General features: G+C 59.4%; 9 protein-coding genes and 1 pseudogene. 1 reads left to right on the forward strand and 9 read right to left on the reverse strand.

Annotated elements, in window-relative coordinates:
* Positions 1–8 precede the first annotated feature (8 nt).
* The 3 genes from zapE to ACA052_RS24095 form a co-directional block, all read right to left on the reverse strand.
* Positions 9–1,103, reverse strand: a complete 1,095-nt coding sequence (gene zapE / locus ACA052_RS24085) for a cell division protein ZapE (protein WP_497647104.1) — start codon at positions 1,101–1,103, stop codon at positions 9–11.
* A gap of 90 nt (positions 1,104–1,193) precedes the next feature.
* Positions 1,194–2,549: a tryptophan--tRNA ligase gene (locus tag ACA052_RS24090; protein WP_497647105.1), complete on the reverse strand. Its 1,356-nt coding sequence runs from the start codon at positions 2,547–2,549 to the stop codon at positions 1,194–1,196.
* Positions 2,550–2,573: 24 nt separating this feature from the next.
* Positions 2,574–3,203 (reverse strand): alpha/beta hydrolase, encoded by a 630-nt coding sequence (locus tag ACA052_RS24095; protein WP_497647106.1) that lies wholly within the window; start codon positions 3,201–3,203, stop codon positions 2,574–2,576.
* A gap of 144 nt (positions 3,204–3,347) precedes the next feature.
* Between ACA052_RS24095 and ACA052_RS24100 the strand changes: the two genes are divergently transcribed.
* A complete protein-coding gene (locus ACA052_RS24100) occupies positions 3,348–3,782 on the forward strand; it encodes a Z-ring associated ZapG family protein (protein WP_497647107.1) in 435 nt (144 codons plus the stop codon).
* A gap of 266 nt (positions 3,783–4,048) precedes the next feature.
* Here the strand turns inward: ACA052_RS24100 and ACA052_RS24105 are convergent.
* The 6 genes and pseudogenes from ACA052_RS24105 to ACA052_RS24130 form a co-directional block, all read right to left on the reverse strand.
* Positions 4,049–4,749 (reverse strand): annotated as a pseudogene (locus ACA052_RS24105) (YiaD family glycine zipper/OmpA-like lipoprotein).
* Positions 4,750–4,851: 102 nt separating this feature from the next.
* On the reverse strand, positions 4,852–5,493 hold the full coding sequence (locus tag ACA052_RS24110; RefSeq protein WP_497647108.1) for an MBL fold metallo-hydrolase: 642 nt from the start codon (positions 5,491–5,493) through the stop codon (positions 4,852–4,854).
* A gap of 79 nt (positions 5,494–5,572) precedes the next feature.
* Positions 5,573–8,311 carry a winged helix-turn-helix domain-containing protein gene (locus ACA052_RS24115; protein WP_497647109.1) on the reverse strand — a complete coding sequence of 913 codons (2,739 nt, stop codon included), beginning with the start codon at positions 8,309–8,311 and terminating at the stop codon, positions 5,573–5,575.
* Between the two features lie 275 nt (positions 8,312–8,586).
* Positions 8,587–9,951, reverse strand: coding sequence for a DUF1329 domain-containing protein (locus ACA052_RS24120; RefSeq protein WP_497647110.1), 1,365 nt, complete (start codon positions 9,949–9,951; stop codon positions 8,587–8,589).
* Positions 9,952–9,979: 28 nt separating this feature from the next.
* On the reverse strand, positions 9,980–11,881 hold the full coding sequence (locus ACA052_RS24125; RefSeq protein WP_497647111.1) for a DUF1302 domain-containing protein: 1,902 nt from the start codon (positions 11,879–11,881) through the stop codon (positions 9,980–9,982).
* A 337-nt stretch (positions 11,882–12,218) separates the two neighbouring features.
* Positions 12,219–13,901, reverse strand: coding sequence for a fatty acid--CoA ligase (locus ACA052_RS24130; RefSeq protein ID WP_497647112.1), 1,683 nt, complete (start codon positions 13,899–13,901; stop codon positions 12,219–12,221).
* Positions 13,902–14,172: the final 271 nt, after the last annotated feature.

The raw sequence follows: 14,172 nt of genomic DNA on the forward strand, positions 1-14,172 counted from the left end.
AAAATATCCTACGGCTTATGCGCCCGGGACAGGAATTCATGGGACTGCATTTCCAGCAAACGGCTGAGGGTGCGCTGGAACTCGAAGTTCAGGCGGCCGCCGGTGTAGAGGTCTTTGAGCTCGACTTCGGCAGAAATGATCAGCTTCACGTTACGGTCGTAGAACTCGTCGACCATGTTGATAAAGCGTCGAGCGATGTCGTCGGTAGTGACGCTCATCTGCTCGACACCGCTGAGCAACACGGCGTGGAAGATCTTGCCCAGTTCGATGTAATCGTTCTGGCTGCGCGGGCCGTCGCAGAGTTCGCGGAAGTCGAACCAGGCCACGTCATCGCAGGTGCGCAAGGCACGGATTTCGCGGTTTTCGATCATCAACACGTCGTTCTCGATGGCCGCCGTGCATTCTGGCGTCAGCGCGCGGAAGCTCTTGCGCAAGCTTTCGTGGGACGCTTCATCGAGCGGAAAGTGGAACAACTCCGCTTGTTCGAGATGGCGCAGACGATAGTCGACGCCACTGTCGACGTTGACGATTTCAGTGTTTTGCTTGATCAGCGCAATGGCCGGCAGGAAGCGCGCGCGCTGCAGGCCGTCCTTGTACAGACCGTCCGGGACGATGTTCGATGTTGCGACCAGGGTCACGCCATTCTTGAACAGTTCTTCCATCAGCGTGCCGAGGATCATGGCGTCGGTGATGTCCGAGACGAAGAATTCATCGAAGCAGATAACCCGGGCTTCGTCGGAGAAGCGCTTGGCGATGATGGTCAGCGGGTTTTTCTCGCCGCCCAGGGTCTTCATTTCTTCGTGCACACGCTTCATGAAGCGGTGGAAGTGCGTCCGGACCTTTTCCTTGAACGGCAGCGCTTCGAAGAAGGTGTCGACCAGGTAAGTCTTGCCGCGACCCACGCCGCCCCAGAAGTACAGGCCCTTGACCGGCGCCTGCTCTTTCTTGCCAAACAGTTTGCCGAACAGGCCCGGTTTGCTTGCCGAGGCCGCGACCAGATCGTCGTACAGGCGCTGCAAATGGCGCACGGCCGTTTCCTGCGCGGCGTCATGGAAGAATTCCGGGCGTTTCAGATCAGCTTGATATCGTTCTAGGGGCGTCATAATTCGTTAGCAAGGCAACAAAAACGGGCCGTCACTGTAGCGATGGCCCGTGGGAATGGCAATCGGCCCTTGGTCGGACCGAGCCGTTGATTATTCCTGAACGGGCGTCAGCGCAATCCGCAGGGCGTCGATGGCGACGTCGCGAGCAGCGCTATCGGCGAAAGCCGGGCTGTCGGCAACGCACTCGCCTTCCAGCCAGACGCTGAAGCTCAAGTCTTCGCTGCGCACGTCCAGAGGCTGGCCCGATTGCAGCTGTTTGGTCACCTGACCGGCGGTTTTGCCGTCGGCGAAGTTGCGTGACAACAGCAGTTGCTCGCCATCGGCCGCCAACAGACGGAAGCGGAAACTGCCGTCGTCTTCACGGAAGCTGACAAAACGCGCGGCTTTCGCGGCTTTCTTCTTGGTCGTCGTAGCGACTTGCGTCTGGGCGACAAAAGAACGCAGGCCGACCGCCTCACGCAGTTCGTGGAGGAACGGCGTGGCCACCGAGCGTGCCTTTTTGGCGCCGGTCTGCAAGATATCTTCCAGGTCTGCCGGGCGCTCAATCAGCTGGTGATAACGCTCGCGGGATTCGCCCAGCTCGATGTCGAGCAGCTGGAACAGACGATTCTTCGCCTCGCCCCAACCCAGGCCCTGCAACAGTTCACTGCGGAACTCGTCGGACTGCGCCGGGGTGGCGAAGGCCTGGAACAAGGTGAACAGGTGCGAGTTGTCCGGATCCTTGGCTTCGCCCGGCGCGCGGGAGTCGGTGACGATCCGCGAAATCGCGTCCTTCATTTCCTTGGCACTGCTGAACAACGGAATGGTGTTGTCGTAGCTCTTCGACATCTTGCGACCGTCGAGACCTGGCAGCGTGGCGACGCTTTCTTCGATCAGCGCCTCGGGCATGGTGAAGAATTCCTTGCCCTGGCCAAACAGGTGGTTGAAGCGCTGGCCGATGTCGCGGGCCATTTCCACGTGCTGAATCTGGTCACGACCGACCGGCACCTTATGCGCGTTGAACATCAGGATGTCCGCGGCCATCAGCACCGGGTAGCTGTACAAGCCCATGGTGATGCCGGCATCCGGGTCTTCGCCGGTTTCGACGTTCTTGTCCACCGACGCCTTGTAGGCGTGGGCGCGGTTGAGCAGGCCCTTGGCGGCGACGCAGGTCAGCAGCCAGGTCAACTCGGGAATTTCCGGGATGTCGGACTGGCGGTAAAAGGTCACGCGGTCCACATCGAGGCCACCGGCCAGCCAGGTCGCGGCGATTTCCAGACGCGAGCGCTGGATGCGCAGCGGGTCATCGCATTTGATCAGGGCGTGGTAGTCGGCCAGGAAGTAGAACGAATCGGCATTACTGTCGCGGCTGGCGAGGATCGCCGGGCGGATGGCGCCGGCGTAGTTGCCCAGGTGCGGCGTGCCGGTGGTGGTGATGCCGGTGAGGATACGGGTACGAGTCGTCATGGGTAATCGCTTGTCAGACTGCAATCAATTCGAAAGACGCGGCAGGATCAGATCCTTGAGATCGGTCAGCTTGCCATGAAAAAAGTGTCCGCATTCTGCCACTTTCAGTAGCTCATGGGGGCGATCGAGTGTGTCGGACCAGTCGTAGACGGCTTGCGGATCGATGACTTCGTCGGTTTCCGGCTGGATCAGGGTCAACTGGCCTTGCTGCGGCAGTTGATCCTGATCGCCGAGGCGCATGACCGCGGGCGCGACCATGAACAAATGTTTCAACTGTTCGCCCTTCGCTTCCAGGCGTCCGCCGAGACTTGCTGCAACAAAACCGCCGAAGGAGAAACCAAACAGCGTCAGCGGTAAGTCAGGGTGTTTAGCCCGCAGCCATTCAGCGGCGGCCTGGGCATCGTCGACTTCGCCAGTGCCCATGTCATGACTGCCTTCGCTGGCACCAACGCCACGGTAATTGAAACGCAAAGTAATCAAACCGGCATCGCGCGCGGTGCGCTGCAGGGTCGAGACCACTTTGTTGAGCATGGTGCCGCCCTGCACCGGGTTCGGATGGCAGACCAGCGCAATGCCGCGAGGCTGCTCGTTATCCAGGTACAAACTTTCCAGTTGACCGACGGGACCATCAATCACAACAGGGGTTTCGCGCATAAGCAAGGAAGGAACTCCGTGACCTCGAATCGGGTCGACTCGTCTAGCAAATTGTCTGTGCCAATCTATTGCGAGTGAATCGCGGTATACAGCGCAGGTTCGAGCCGTTAACGTAAAGCAAAGCCGTTTATAGAGGAAGGACTCGTGGAACACTCGCTCTTAGTTTGGTTGTTACCGACTCTTGCCCTGGTCGTGGGTGTCGCCATTGGATTCCTGGTCGCTCGCCTGGTGCCGAATGCCGCGCCCAGCAGCACTCAACGTCAGCTGGACGACATTCAGGAACGTTTCGACAGTTATCAGAATGAAGTGGTCACCCACTTCAATAGCACTGCAACCCTGGTCAAGAAACTGACTCAGAGCTATCAGGAAGTGCAGGATCACCTCGCCGAGGGTGCCAATCGCCTGGCCCTGGACGAGCAGACCCGCCAACGCTTGCTGGCCTCGCTGCACGCCGACGCGGCAGTGGCTCCACGGGAGCGCCTGACGCCACCGCGCAATCAGGAGCCGCCTCGCGACTACGCCCCCAAAGCCCCGAACGCGCCGGGCATGCTCGATGAGCATTACGGCCTGAAGAAGTAATCAGGTTTCGCGCGACATGAAAAAGCCCTCGGATGAGTCATCGTTCGAGGGCTTTTTTGTCGCTGACTGATTGGTTGCCTGTCCCGGCCTCTTCGCGAGCAAGCCCGCTCCCACAGGGATTTGGCTATGACCACAGAATCCATGTGGGAGCGAGCCTGCTCGCGAAGGGGCCGGAACTGCTGGCACAAAAAAACCGCCCGGTCTGTTGAGGATCGGGCGGTTTCTTTTTTACGCCTGGGGTTCAGTCAGGTTAGTAAGTGAACGGTTTACTGCTGTGGATACTGCTGACCCGGAATCGCCTTCAAATTGACCTCAACGCGGCGGTTCTGCGCCCGACCATTGACGTCAGCATTACTGGCAATCGGGTTATCCGGGCCGGCGCCACGCGCCGACAGGTTGGTACCGCTCACGCCTTGCGAGGTCAGGTATGTTGCCACGCTCTGGGCGCGACGCTGGGACAGGTCCATGTTGTGCTGACGGCTGCCGGTGCTGTCGGTGTACCCGACGATTTCGATCTGGTTCTGGCTGAACTCCTTGAGCGAGCCCGCCAGGTTGTTCAGCGGCTGATAGAAGCTCGACGAGATATTCGCCGAATCGGTGGCGAACGTGATGTTACCCGGCATGATCAGCTTGATCTGATCGCCTTGGCGTTGCACTTCAACACCGGTGTTGGCCATGCTGGCGCGCAGTTTTTTCTCTTGCTGGTCAGCGTAGTAACCATAACCGGCGGCGGAAGCACCGACCACCGCCGCGCCAATCAGCGCGCCTTTACCACGGTTGTTGTGGTCGATGGCTGCACCGGCCAACGCACCGGCCAGAGCCCCGAGGCCACCGTACTTGGCGGTTTTGCTCATCCCCGTGGAACCACTATCGGCTTGCCCCTGGTTGTCGTAAGGGTTAGGCGAGTGCAGCCGGACAGCAAAGCCACAGCAGTAGCGACAATAATCAAAGGACGCATGGTGAACATGAAGAGCTCCTACTTTTTGCATTCTGTGGTGCAACGGACTCAGCATCTGGCCTTTGCGGGCGTTGGATCGCTTTGGCCAACAAAAATTCCGTTGGTTACAAATCAGGCCCGCACAAAAGGGTTCTCGCGCATTTCATCGCCCAGACGGGTATCCGGACCATGCCCGGTCACGACCGTCGCTTCCTCATCGAGGGTGTACAACCGCTGCTTGATCGAACGCACGATGGTCGCCTGATCGCCACCCCACAAATCCGTGCGCCCTACCCCGCGACGAAACAACGTGTCACCGGCAATCAGCAGCTTAGCCTCTGCAAACCAAAAGCTCATCGACCCCGGCGTATGACCCGGCGTGTGCAGCGCAACGCCGCAGCCGCAGGCCAGTTCTTCATCATCGGCCAGCCAGCGATCCGGCGATGGCACCGGTGTGTACGGCACCCCGAACATCTGGCACTGCATCTCCAGGTTGTCCCAGAGAAATTGATCTTCTTTATGCAGGTGCAGGGTCGCGCCGGTTTTCTCCTTGAGCTGACCGGAGGCCAGGAAGTGATCCAGATGCGCGTGGGTATGGATGATGCTGACCACCTTCAGACCGAGCGCGTCGAGCCGCGCCAAAATCAGCTCATGATTGCCACCCGGATCGACCACAATGGCCTTTTTCGTGACCGGATCGCCGATGATCGTGCAGTTGCACTGCAAAGGGCCGACGGGGAAGGTTTCGCGGATGAGGGTGGGTTGCTGGGACATCAGGCACGCTCTGGACAATCGGGATGGGCGATTTTGGCATAAAAACACGCCAGGTCATTTGCGGCCCGCGCACAAATCACTAGCCCAATACTCCCAGTTCCTTGGCCCGCGCCACCGCCTGCGTGCGCCGCTCGACCCCGAGCTTGCTGTTGATATGGCTGGCATGGGTTTTAACCGTGTGCAGGGAAATGAACAGCTGATCGCTGATTTCCTGGTTGGAGCAACCCTGTGCGATCAGTCGCAGGACGGCTAATTCCCGTGTACTGAGCTGTTCTGCCGCGGACGCTGACTCCAGCGCTGCACGGGGGGCCACTATCGGAAGTTTCTCGCAGAGGCTCTGCGAAATAGCGGTCGGCGCATTGAGTTGAAGTTGGCCACGCAGCCAGTCCGGATGCTCAATCAACACCCCTTCGAAGGGTTGCAAGACGCCACCGGCCGCCGCATCCAGCGCCTGACTCAAGGCCTTGCGAGCTTCTGGTTCACGTCCGCTACCCAGCAGCAACGTCACCTTTTGCGTCAGCGCCATGACGCAAAGCATCTGCCTGCCCGATTGCTGACCATGCTCGAGCAACGCGTTCAATCGCCCTTCGGCCAGCATCGGCTGCCCCTGAATAACCTCTAACATGGCTTGCTGCAACTCGATGTGCAGCGGCAATTGCGGATGAAACTCCGGGGGCGCTGCCGCGTGCTCGCCAGTGTAGGTCTGGCCCAATCGCGCCAGCCAGGCCTCGGCCAGATCGGTGCGCCCCTGGGCCAGCCAGAGTTCGCATTTGACCAGGGTAATCATCGCCAGATAGTAAATCGGCGGCACATCCCAGATGTGCATCAGCCGTTCGGCTTCGGCGAGTTCGGCAAAGGCTTTGGCATATTCGCCGCTGCTGCCTTCGAGCCTGGCGATCACACAATGGCCGATCAACACGCTGATATCGCGACAGGCGCGCGCCTCACTCAAACCGATCTGCAACCGTACCCGGGCGGCCTGGGGCTGCAAACGCAGGGCCAGCAAGAAACCCTCGTACAAGGTCAATCGGGCGCGTACGGCATAGAGCCGTTGCGGGGATAAGCCTTGCAGGCGCTCCTGCCCCTGTCGGACTTCATCGAGCGAGCGAAGGACCTCCCCTCGCGCTTGCAGCACCCGTGCGCGGTCGTAATGGGCCAGCGCTTCGAACAAGGGGTTACCGACCCGTTGCGCCAATTCCAGTGAGTCGCGGTTCAACGCACGCGCACGCCACAAGTCGCCGTCGGCAATGGCCAGGTTGGACAGGGTCGAGAGGCACATCAGTCGCTGACCGTAACGCTTGGCCGGAAGACTCTCCAGCGCTTCGGTGCAATAGAGCAGGGTCAGTTCGCGATTGCCGCGCCCGCGCGCGACGATTGCGCTCAAGGCCAGCCATTGCGCCAACATGGATTTCTGCGCGGTGGCCGATGGCGCCGGCAGGAAGCGACTCAAATGACTGGCCAATTCCTCCGCCGCGTCCAGTTGGCAAGCCAGCCCCAACGCCCAGCTGTAGAGCACGATCAGCCGTGGTGTACTGATCAGCAGACTGTCGGGCAAGTCCATTTTCCAGCGCAGCAACATACCGACGTTCTGTTCGGCAAGCAGCTGTTCTTCAGAGAGGTTTTGCACCAGGTTCGCCGCGACGTCCAGGTGCCCGGCGCGTAACGCCTGCTCCACTGCTTCATCGAGCAGTCCCTGGGCGTTGAACCAGCGACAGGCGCGCAGGTGCAGGCTGGCGGCCGGCACTAATGCCTGTGCAGTCGGCCGAGTGCGCAGCAGGTCGGAGAATAGATGGTGATAGCGATACCAGTGACCGTTTTCGTCCAGCGGCACCAGGAACACTTGATGGGCCAGCAGAAAACGCAGGATCTCGGCGCTGTCATGGGCTTCGCGAACGGCATCACACAGTTCGCTGCAAAAACGCTCCTGCGGGGCCGTGTCATACAGGAATGACTGCACTTCCGGAGGCAGGCAGTCGATGACTTCTTCGAGCAGGTAATCGCGGATCAGCCCCTCCCCGCCATGCAGTGCCTGGGGCAATGCACCCTGGGTGCCCGCTTCGGAGGCTGCCAGCAGCCAGAAACGCAACCCGGCGACCCAACCTTCGCTGCGCTGGATCAAGCTCTCCAGCGCTTCACCGCGCAAGGAACTGCTATGCCGATCAAGCAGGGTCAAGGCTTCGTCATGGGTCAGGCGCAAGTCCTGCTCATTCAACTCAAGCAGTTGCCGTGACAGGCGCAAACGTGCGAGATGCCAGTCCGGGCGCTGACGACTGGTGACCATTACCAGCAACCCATCGGGCAAATGATTGAGGAAAAATTGCAGGCAGCGATCAAGCACCGGACCCTGGGCCAGGTGATAGTCATCGAGCACCAGTAGCAGCGGTGCCGTCGGCTGCAAGTGCACGGCCAACTCATCGAGCAAACCGTCCAGCCATTCTTCGAAAGCAAACGGTTGATGCCGCTGGCGCATTTTCAGCAACCCCAGGGACTGCCTCCCGAGCTGCGGAAAATAATCCTGAAGGCCTTCGAGCAACCGCTCAAGAAAACGGCCCGGATCGCTATCCCGTGGACTCAACCCAAGCCAAAGGCTTTGCCAATGAGCCGGCAGGCTCTGACAGAACTCCACCGCCAATGAACTCTTGCCGAACCCCGCCGGAGCGCTGACCAGCAACAGCCTGCCACCGAGGCCGGCACTCAGGCGCTCGCACAGGCGTGGCCGCAGCACATGGCCGTCGGGCAACGGAGGCCGAAAAAAGCGTCCGTCGAGTGCCGCGACGGCAATATTTGCAGGGCCCGGAAGTGGGGACAGATCAGTCATGGCCGGCTCTTGTTTGAATTGCTGTTGGCGGCGTTGCAGATGTCCGCAGACTAGCGGTAAACGAAGAGGGAATGAAGGTAATTGCTACAAATGGCTACAAAAAGACTACGAAGAAAAGATCGCAGCCTCGTTTCACTCGACAGCTCCTACGTTGGATCGCACTCACCTGTAGGAGCTGCCGAGTGAAACGAGGCTGCGATCTTTCTCAACGACCAAAAAAACGCCCCGAACCAGTCGGGGCGTTTTTAGACGATGCGGCCTCGGTTCAGTGCAGGTTAGCGAACACCATCCTGACGCAATGCCGCCGGGGTGAAGTCGCTGGTGGTTGCAGTGAAACCGAAGTCGTAGGCCGACTTCTCTTCGTTCTTCATGCCCAGCGCCAGGTAACGGCCCGATTGCAGGTCGTACAAGGTTTCCAGGGTGTACCACGGCACTTGAACGTTGTAGTAATCCTGGGCATGAGCTTCTGCCACACGCCACAGCTGATTACGACCGTCGTAGTGATCGATCACTGCCGCTTGCCAGGTGTCTTCGTCAATGTAGAAGTCACGTTTGGCGTAGATGTGGCGCTGACCTTCCTTCAGGGTTGCAACCACATGCCAGACCCGGCGCAGCTCGTAACGCGTCAGGTCCTGGTTGATGTGGCCGGCCTTGATGATGTCGTCATATTTCAGGTTCGGCGAATCGAGCTTGTAGCTGTCGGAGGCGATGTACATCTCTTTCTTGCCTTCGAGTTTCCAGTCATAGCGATCCGGCGCACCGTTGAACATGTCCAGGTTGTCGGAGGTACGCAGGCCATCGGCAGCGGTACCCGGCCCGTCATAGGACACTTGTGGCGCACGACGCACACGGCGTTGGCCGGCGTTGTAGACCCATGCCGAACGCGGCTCCTTAACCTGGTCCAGGGTTTCGTGCACCAACAGCACACCACCGGCCAGACGTGCCGGCGCGGTCACTTTCTGCTTGAAGTAGAACAGGATGTTGCCCGGGTTCGCCGGATCGTAATCCTTCATCTTGTCACGGAACACGAACTGGTCCTGGAAGTACACCAGGCTATACGAGCCATTCGGTTGCGGTGTCGCCTGGGTTACCAGACGGGTCACGCTGCCGCCGCGATAGCGGGTGATGTGGTTCCAGATGACTTCGACGCCGCTTTTCGGAATCGGAAACGGTACGGCGGTTTCGAAGTTTTCCAGACCGTTGCCGCCAGACACCAGGTTGGTGCTGGTGGCGTTTTTCTTGATGGCAGCAAACACATCATCCGGCACGGTCGAGCCACGATGCGACGGGTAAACCGGCATCTTGAAGGTTTCCGGATAACGCTTGAACATCGCGTACTGGCCCGGAGCAAGCTTCTCCTTGTACTGGTCGACGTTCTGCGCCGTGATGGTGAACAGTGGTTTTTCACTGGCGAACGGATCGGACAGGAAACCTTTGCTGTCAACGGTGCCGGCGTTTTTCGGCAGTGGCTTCCAGGCCGGAATCGAACCGTCGGCATTACCCGCCATTTCGGCGCCCATTGGTGTCAGGCTCTTGCCCAGCTTGTCCGCTTCGGCCGCAGGGACCGCCGCCATTACGCTGGTCGCCAGCAGCGAAAGCCCCAGAACACCCGCGTGGAACAGACTCTTTGTTATTTTCATATGTGTGTTCGTCCTGAAAATACAGTGCTTAGAAGTTCACGCCGACGCTGAGCGCGACGAAGTCACGGTCATCCACGGTGGTGTACTTGCCGTCGAAGAAGTTGGTGTATGCCAGGCTGGCGGTGTAGGTGTTCTGGTACTCGGCATCAAGACCCAGGCTGACCGCTTTGCGACCTTCCTCGAAGTTGCCGCCAGGGCCAGGCGAGTAACCTTCAACGTCATGGGACCAGGCCACGTTCGGCTTCAGGTTCACACCGGCGAACACGTCGTTGTATTCCCAGATGGCACGACCGCGGTAGCCCCAGGAGGTAGCTGTAGTGAAGCCTTCGTCGTTGCAGTTACGGCTGAGGTTGTTGGTGGCAGCACCCGGACCGGCACCCGCGATGGTGCTGGCGTTCAGCCCAACGCACGTATTGGCAGTGCCGGTAGCAGGCAGCTCGCCAGGACCGTAGACCGGATCACGGCCATAACGCACGTCAGAGGTGCTTTCCAGGCCGCCGACGTGGGTTACGCCCACTTCACCCACCAGCGTCAGACGGCTGGCGCCCATGACCTGGTCGAAGAAGTGCGTCAACGTGGTCTGGAACTGAGTGACTTCCTTACGGCGAAAGCCGTGAAGGTCCTGGCCCGGCGCACCGGCGAGCAACGAAGCGTTGGTCAGAGGGTTGTTCGGATTCCCGCCGCCCAGTGGACGAATGCCTGCGAACAGAATGTCGGTGGAGTTGAGCTGCACCGGAGCGTTCGGACGGTAGCTGACCTCACCGCTCCACGCCGTACCGGTAGGCAGGGTGGTGGAGAAGCTCAGGCCGTAGAGGCGAATGTCTTCCGGATACTCGACGAAGTAGTTCGAGTTACCCGCGATGATCAGTGGCGCCAGTGCCTGAAGTTGCGCTGGCAAGGCCCTGACCCCGGCGAACGTAGAGGCTGGAGCACCGGTGGCGCTGAAGATCGGCGCACGGCTGTGGTAGTTCATGAAGTAGGCACCGAATTCGGTGTCCAGCGGGTCGAACATGTATTTGAAGGACGCGCCCCACTGGCCGCTGTCCCGAGCATCGCGGTCCGGACCACGGCGCACCAGCACACCTTCCTCATCGGCCTGGACGCCCAGTCTGGCCAGTGTTGGCCGAGCGGCGGCCGGGATGGTCGAGGCCTTGTTCAGCACGCGCAGGTTGTTATCGCAACCATCGGCAATGATGTCTGGCTGAGAGAAGAACGTGCCGCAGTTGTCGACGACGGTCTGGTCCCATTCCAACTGGTAGAAGGCTTCGGCCGACAGGTTTTCGGTGAGGCTCTGGGACACGTAGAACATGTTGACCGGGATCAGGCCTTCCTTGATCTCGGCACCCGGACGGCGGAACGCGGAAACGTCGATCGGGTTGATCGAGTTGATGCCGCCGCCGATGAAGGTACTTTCACCCCAGCTCACGACCTGCTTGCCCAGACGCACGGAACCCGGCTGATCGGCAATGGCATAGTTATGGTAGATGAAGGCGTCGAGGATCTGCCCACCCGAAGACTTAGCGCCTTCCTTACGTCCGTCATTGCTGACGTTCTTGAATTCCAGGTCTTCGTTCTGCAGTGCGAAGTCGTACCAGTATTTGCCCCGAACAAATACGCCGGTGTCGCCGTACTTCAGTTCAAGGTCATGGATACCCTTGAAGATTTTCGAAAAGGCCTGCCCGCTCTTGAAGTTCAAGTGACCGTCATCGGACGTCTGCGACAGACCGTGCCCCCCGTTGTTGACACCAATCAGGTTCTTGTTCGGCGACTGGGTCGAGACACTCATACCCAGGGAGAGCGACGAATCGAATTGGCCTTCGATTTCACCAACGTTGAAACTGACGCCGAATGCTGGCCCGGCGAGCGTAGAAGCAAGACTGATCGCCAGAGGCAGTTTCGCCCGGCGCCAGAACTGGTTTACTGATGTCATCGACGCTACTCCATGTGCATTATTGTTATGGCAGTGAGTACTTCTAAAAACGCTGTGGATGACTGGGAGCCAAGGTGTCCCAAAGTCACTCCAAAGTTGCATCGCCCCGTTTTGTGCGTTTGCCCCGTTCTTAAAAATCCTTGAGCGGACTATAGCCAGCAGGTAGTACTGCTTGATCCCTCTAAAGTGTGATTTGCAGCTGCCGGCCACTCTGGAACAGTCCTTTCGCCAGGCCGACACCCGTCGGCACGGCAAGGATGGCTGAAAATTCGGATTTCACAAGCCAAGCGCTTGCTTGGTGGGGCTGGCGTGCCATTTCTGGCACGCCGAGGGACGCTTAAAGCGTCGAGAGGAAGGTGCTGTTGTTGGCCTGCCATTCGGTGATGTCGACGCGAATCCTCTTCTTGTCGAGTTTGCCGACACTGGTCTTGGGAATTTCAGTAACAAGGGCGATCTGACTCGGGATTGCCCACTTGCTCAAGTGCCCCAATTCCACAAACGGCTTGAGGTGTTCCTTGAGTTCCTTGGCCCCAATCACGTGGCCTTCACGGATCACCAGCAAGGCAAACGGACGCTCGCCCCACTGGGGATCGGCAATGCCCACCACTGCTACTTCGCGTACCGCCGCGTGGCGACTGATCAGATCTTCCAGGTCCAGGGAGGAGATCCACTCGCCGCCGGTCTTGATCACGTCCTTGATGCGGTCGCGAATATCGATCACGCCCATGCTGTCCAGGGTCGCCACGTCGCCGGTGTGCAGCCAGCCGCCAGCCCAGAGCTCGGCGCCCTTCTGCGGTTCGTTGAAATAACCTTCGGTGAGCCACGGCGCACGCAGGACCAACTCGCCCTGAGTCTCGCCATCGGCCGGCAGGAAGTTGCCTTCGGGGTCGACGATTGCAGCCTCGACCAATGGCCCTGGCACGCCGGCCTTGATCCGGTAAGTCGTGCGTTCGTCTTCGGTGCCGGCCATCAGCTCATCGTTGAGGTGGGCACAAGACACCAGCGGGCCGGTTTCCGACATGCCGTACGCAGCGGTCAGCTGAATACCCTTGGCCTTGGCGGCTTCGTACAGCGCACGGTTCAGCGCGCTGCCGCCGATAACGATTTTCCAGCCACCGAAATCGGTGTTTTGCGCTGCCTTGGAATTGAGCACCATTTGCAGGATGGTGGGCACGCAATGGGAAAAACTGACCTTTTCCTTGCGCCACAGCTCCACCAGGTATTCCGGGTCGTAGCGGCCGGGATAAACCTGCTTGAGCCCGAGCATGGTCGCCACATACGGCAAGCCCCAGGCGTGCACATGGAACATCGGGGTGATCGGCATGTAGACGTCGTTGGTGCCCAACAGGCGCACACTGTCGATGGCGCCCATGATGGTCGACACGCCCATGGTGTGCAGCACCAATTGCCGATGGGTGAAGTACACGCCTTTTGGGTTACCGGTGGTACCAGTCGTGTAGAACGTGGTCGCGACCGAGTTTTCGTCAAAGTCCTGGAAGTCGTACTGCGTGCTCGCGGCCGCCAGCAACTGCTCGTACTCGCCGATGAGATTCGGCAGGTCAGCGGTTTTTTCCGGCAAGTCGGTCAGCAGCAGGGTTTTCTCGACCGTGGTCAGGTGCCCGGCGATAGCCTGGTAGAGTCCCACGAACTCGCTATTGACCAGCACGAAGCGGTCCTCGGCGTGGTTCATCGTGTAGAGGATCTGCTCCGGTGACAGGCGCACATTAATGGTGTGGATCACGGCGCCGATCATGGGGATGGCGAACATGCATTCCAGGTAACGATGGCTGTCCCAGTCCATCACCGCCACGGTATCCCCGGGCTTGACCCCGGCCGCCGTCAACACGTTGGCCAGCCGGGCGACTCGCTCGATCAGGGTCGGATAGCTATAGCGCAACTGATCGCGGTACACGATCTCGCGGGTTTTCTCATAGCGCGCGCCGGACATCAGCAGCCGTTTAATCAGCAGCGGATACTGGTAAGCGCCTTCGGCTGGGGGGATAACGCGTGTCTGCAACATAAGAATCCCTTTTCTGACTGCACGGTCGTGACTGAAAGTAAGCACTTTAGTGCCCTTGCACGCCAGCCAAATCAGCCAAAGGGATGATTTATAGAGTCGGACAAATGCTAGCTTTGCGCCAGCATCAAGAGGAATTCTTCAGCCATCACAGATTCCCACCTTGCAATGGGTACACCCTGTAGGAGCTGCCGCAGGCTGCGATCTTTTGATGTTGCTTAAAAGCGAAGATCAAAAGATTGCAGCCTGCGGCAGCTCCTACAGGGCTCACGCC

The organism is Pseudomonas sp. LBUM1644 (assembly GCF_059716195.1).

Excerpts from the sequence above, each read along its gene's own strand:
- zapE (WP_497647104.1), bottom strand. The coding sequence starts at position 1,103 with ATGACGCCCCTAGAACGATATCAAGCTGATCTGAAACGCCCGGAATTC.
- ACA052_RS24090 (WP_497647105.1), bottom strand. The coding sequence starts at position 2,549 with ATGACGACTCGTACCCGTATCCTCACCGGCATCACCACCACCGGCACG.
- ACA052_RS24095 (WP_497647106.1), bottom strand. The coding sequence starts at position 3,203 with ATGCGCGAAACCCCTGTTGTGATTGATGGTCCCGTCGGTCAACTGGAA.
- ACA052_RS24110 (WP_497647108.1), bottom strand. The coding sequence starts at position 5,493 with ATGTCCCAGCAACCCACCCTCATCCGCGAAACCTTCCCCGTCGGCCCT.
- ACA052_RS24115 (WP_497647109.1), bottom strand. The coding sequence starts at position 8,311 with ATGACTGATCTGTCCCCACTTCCGGGCCCTGCAAATATTGCCGTCGCG.
- ACA052_RS24120 (WP_497647110.1), bottom strand. The coding sequence starts at position 9,951 with ATGAAAATAACAAAGAGTCTGTTCCACGCGGGTGTTCTGGGGCTTTCG.
- ACA052_RS24125 (WP_497647111.1), bottom strand. The coding sequence starts at position 11,881 with ATGACATCAGTAAACCAGTTCTGGCGCCGGGCGAAACTGCCTCTGGCG.
- ACA052_RS24130 (WP_497647112.1), bottom strand. The coding sequence starts at position 13,901 with ATGTTGCAGACACGCGTTATCCCCCCAGCCGAAGGCGCTTACCAGTAT.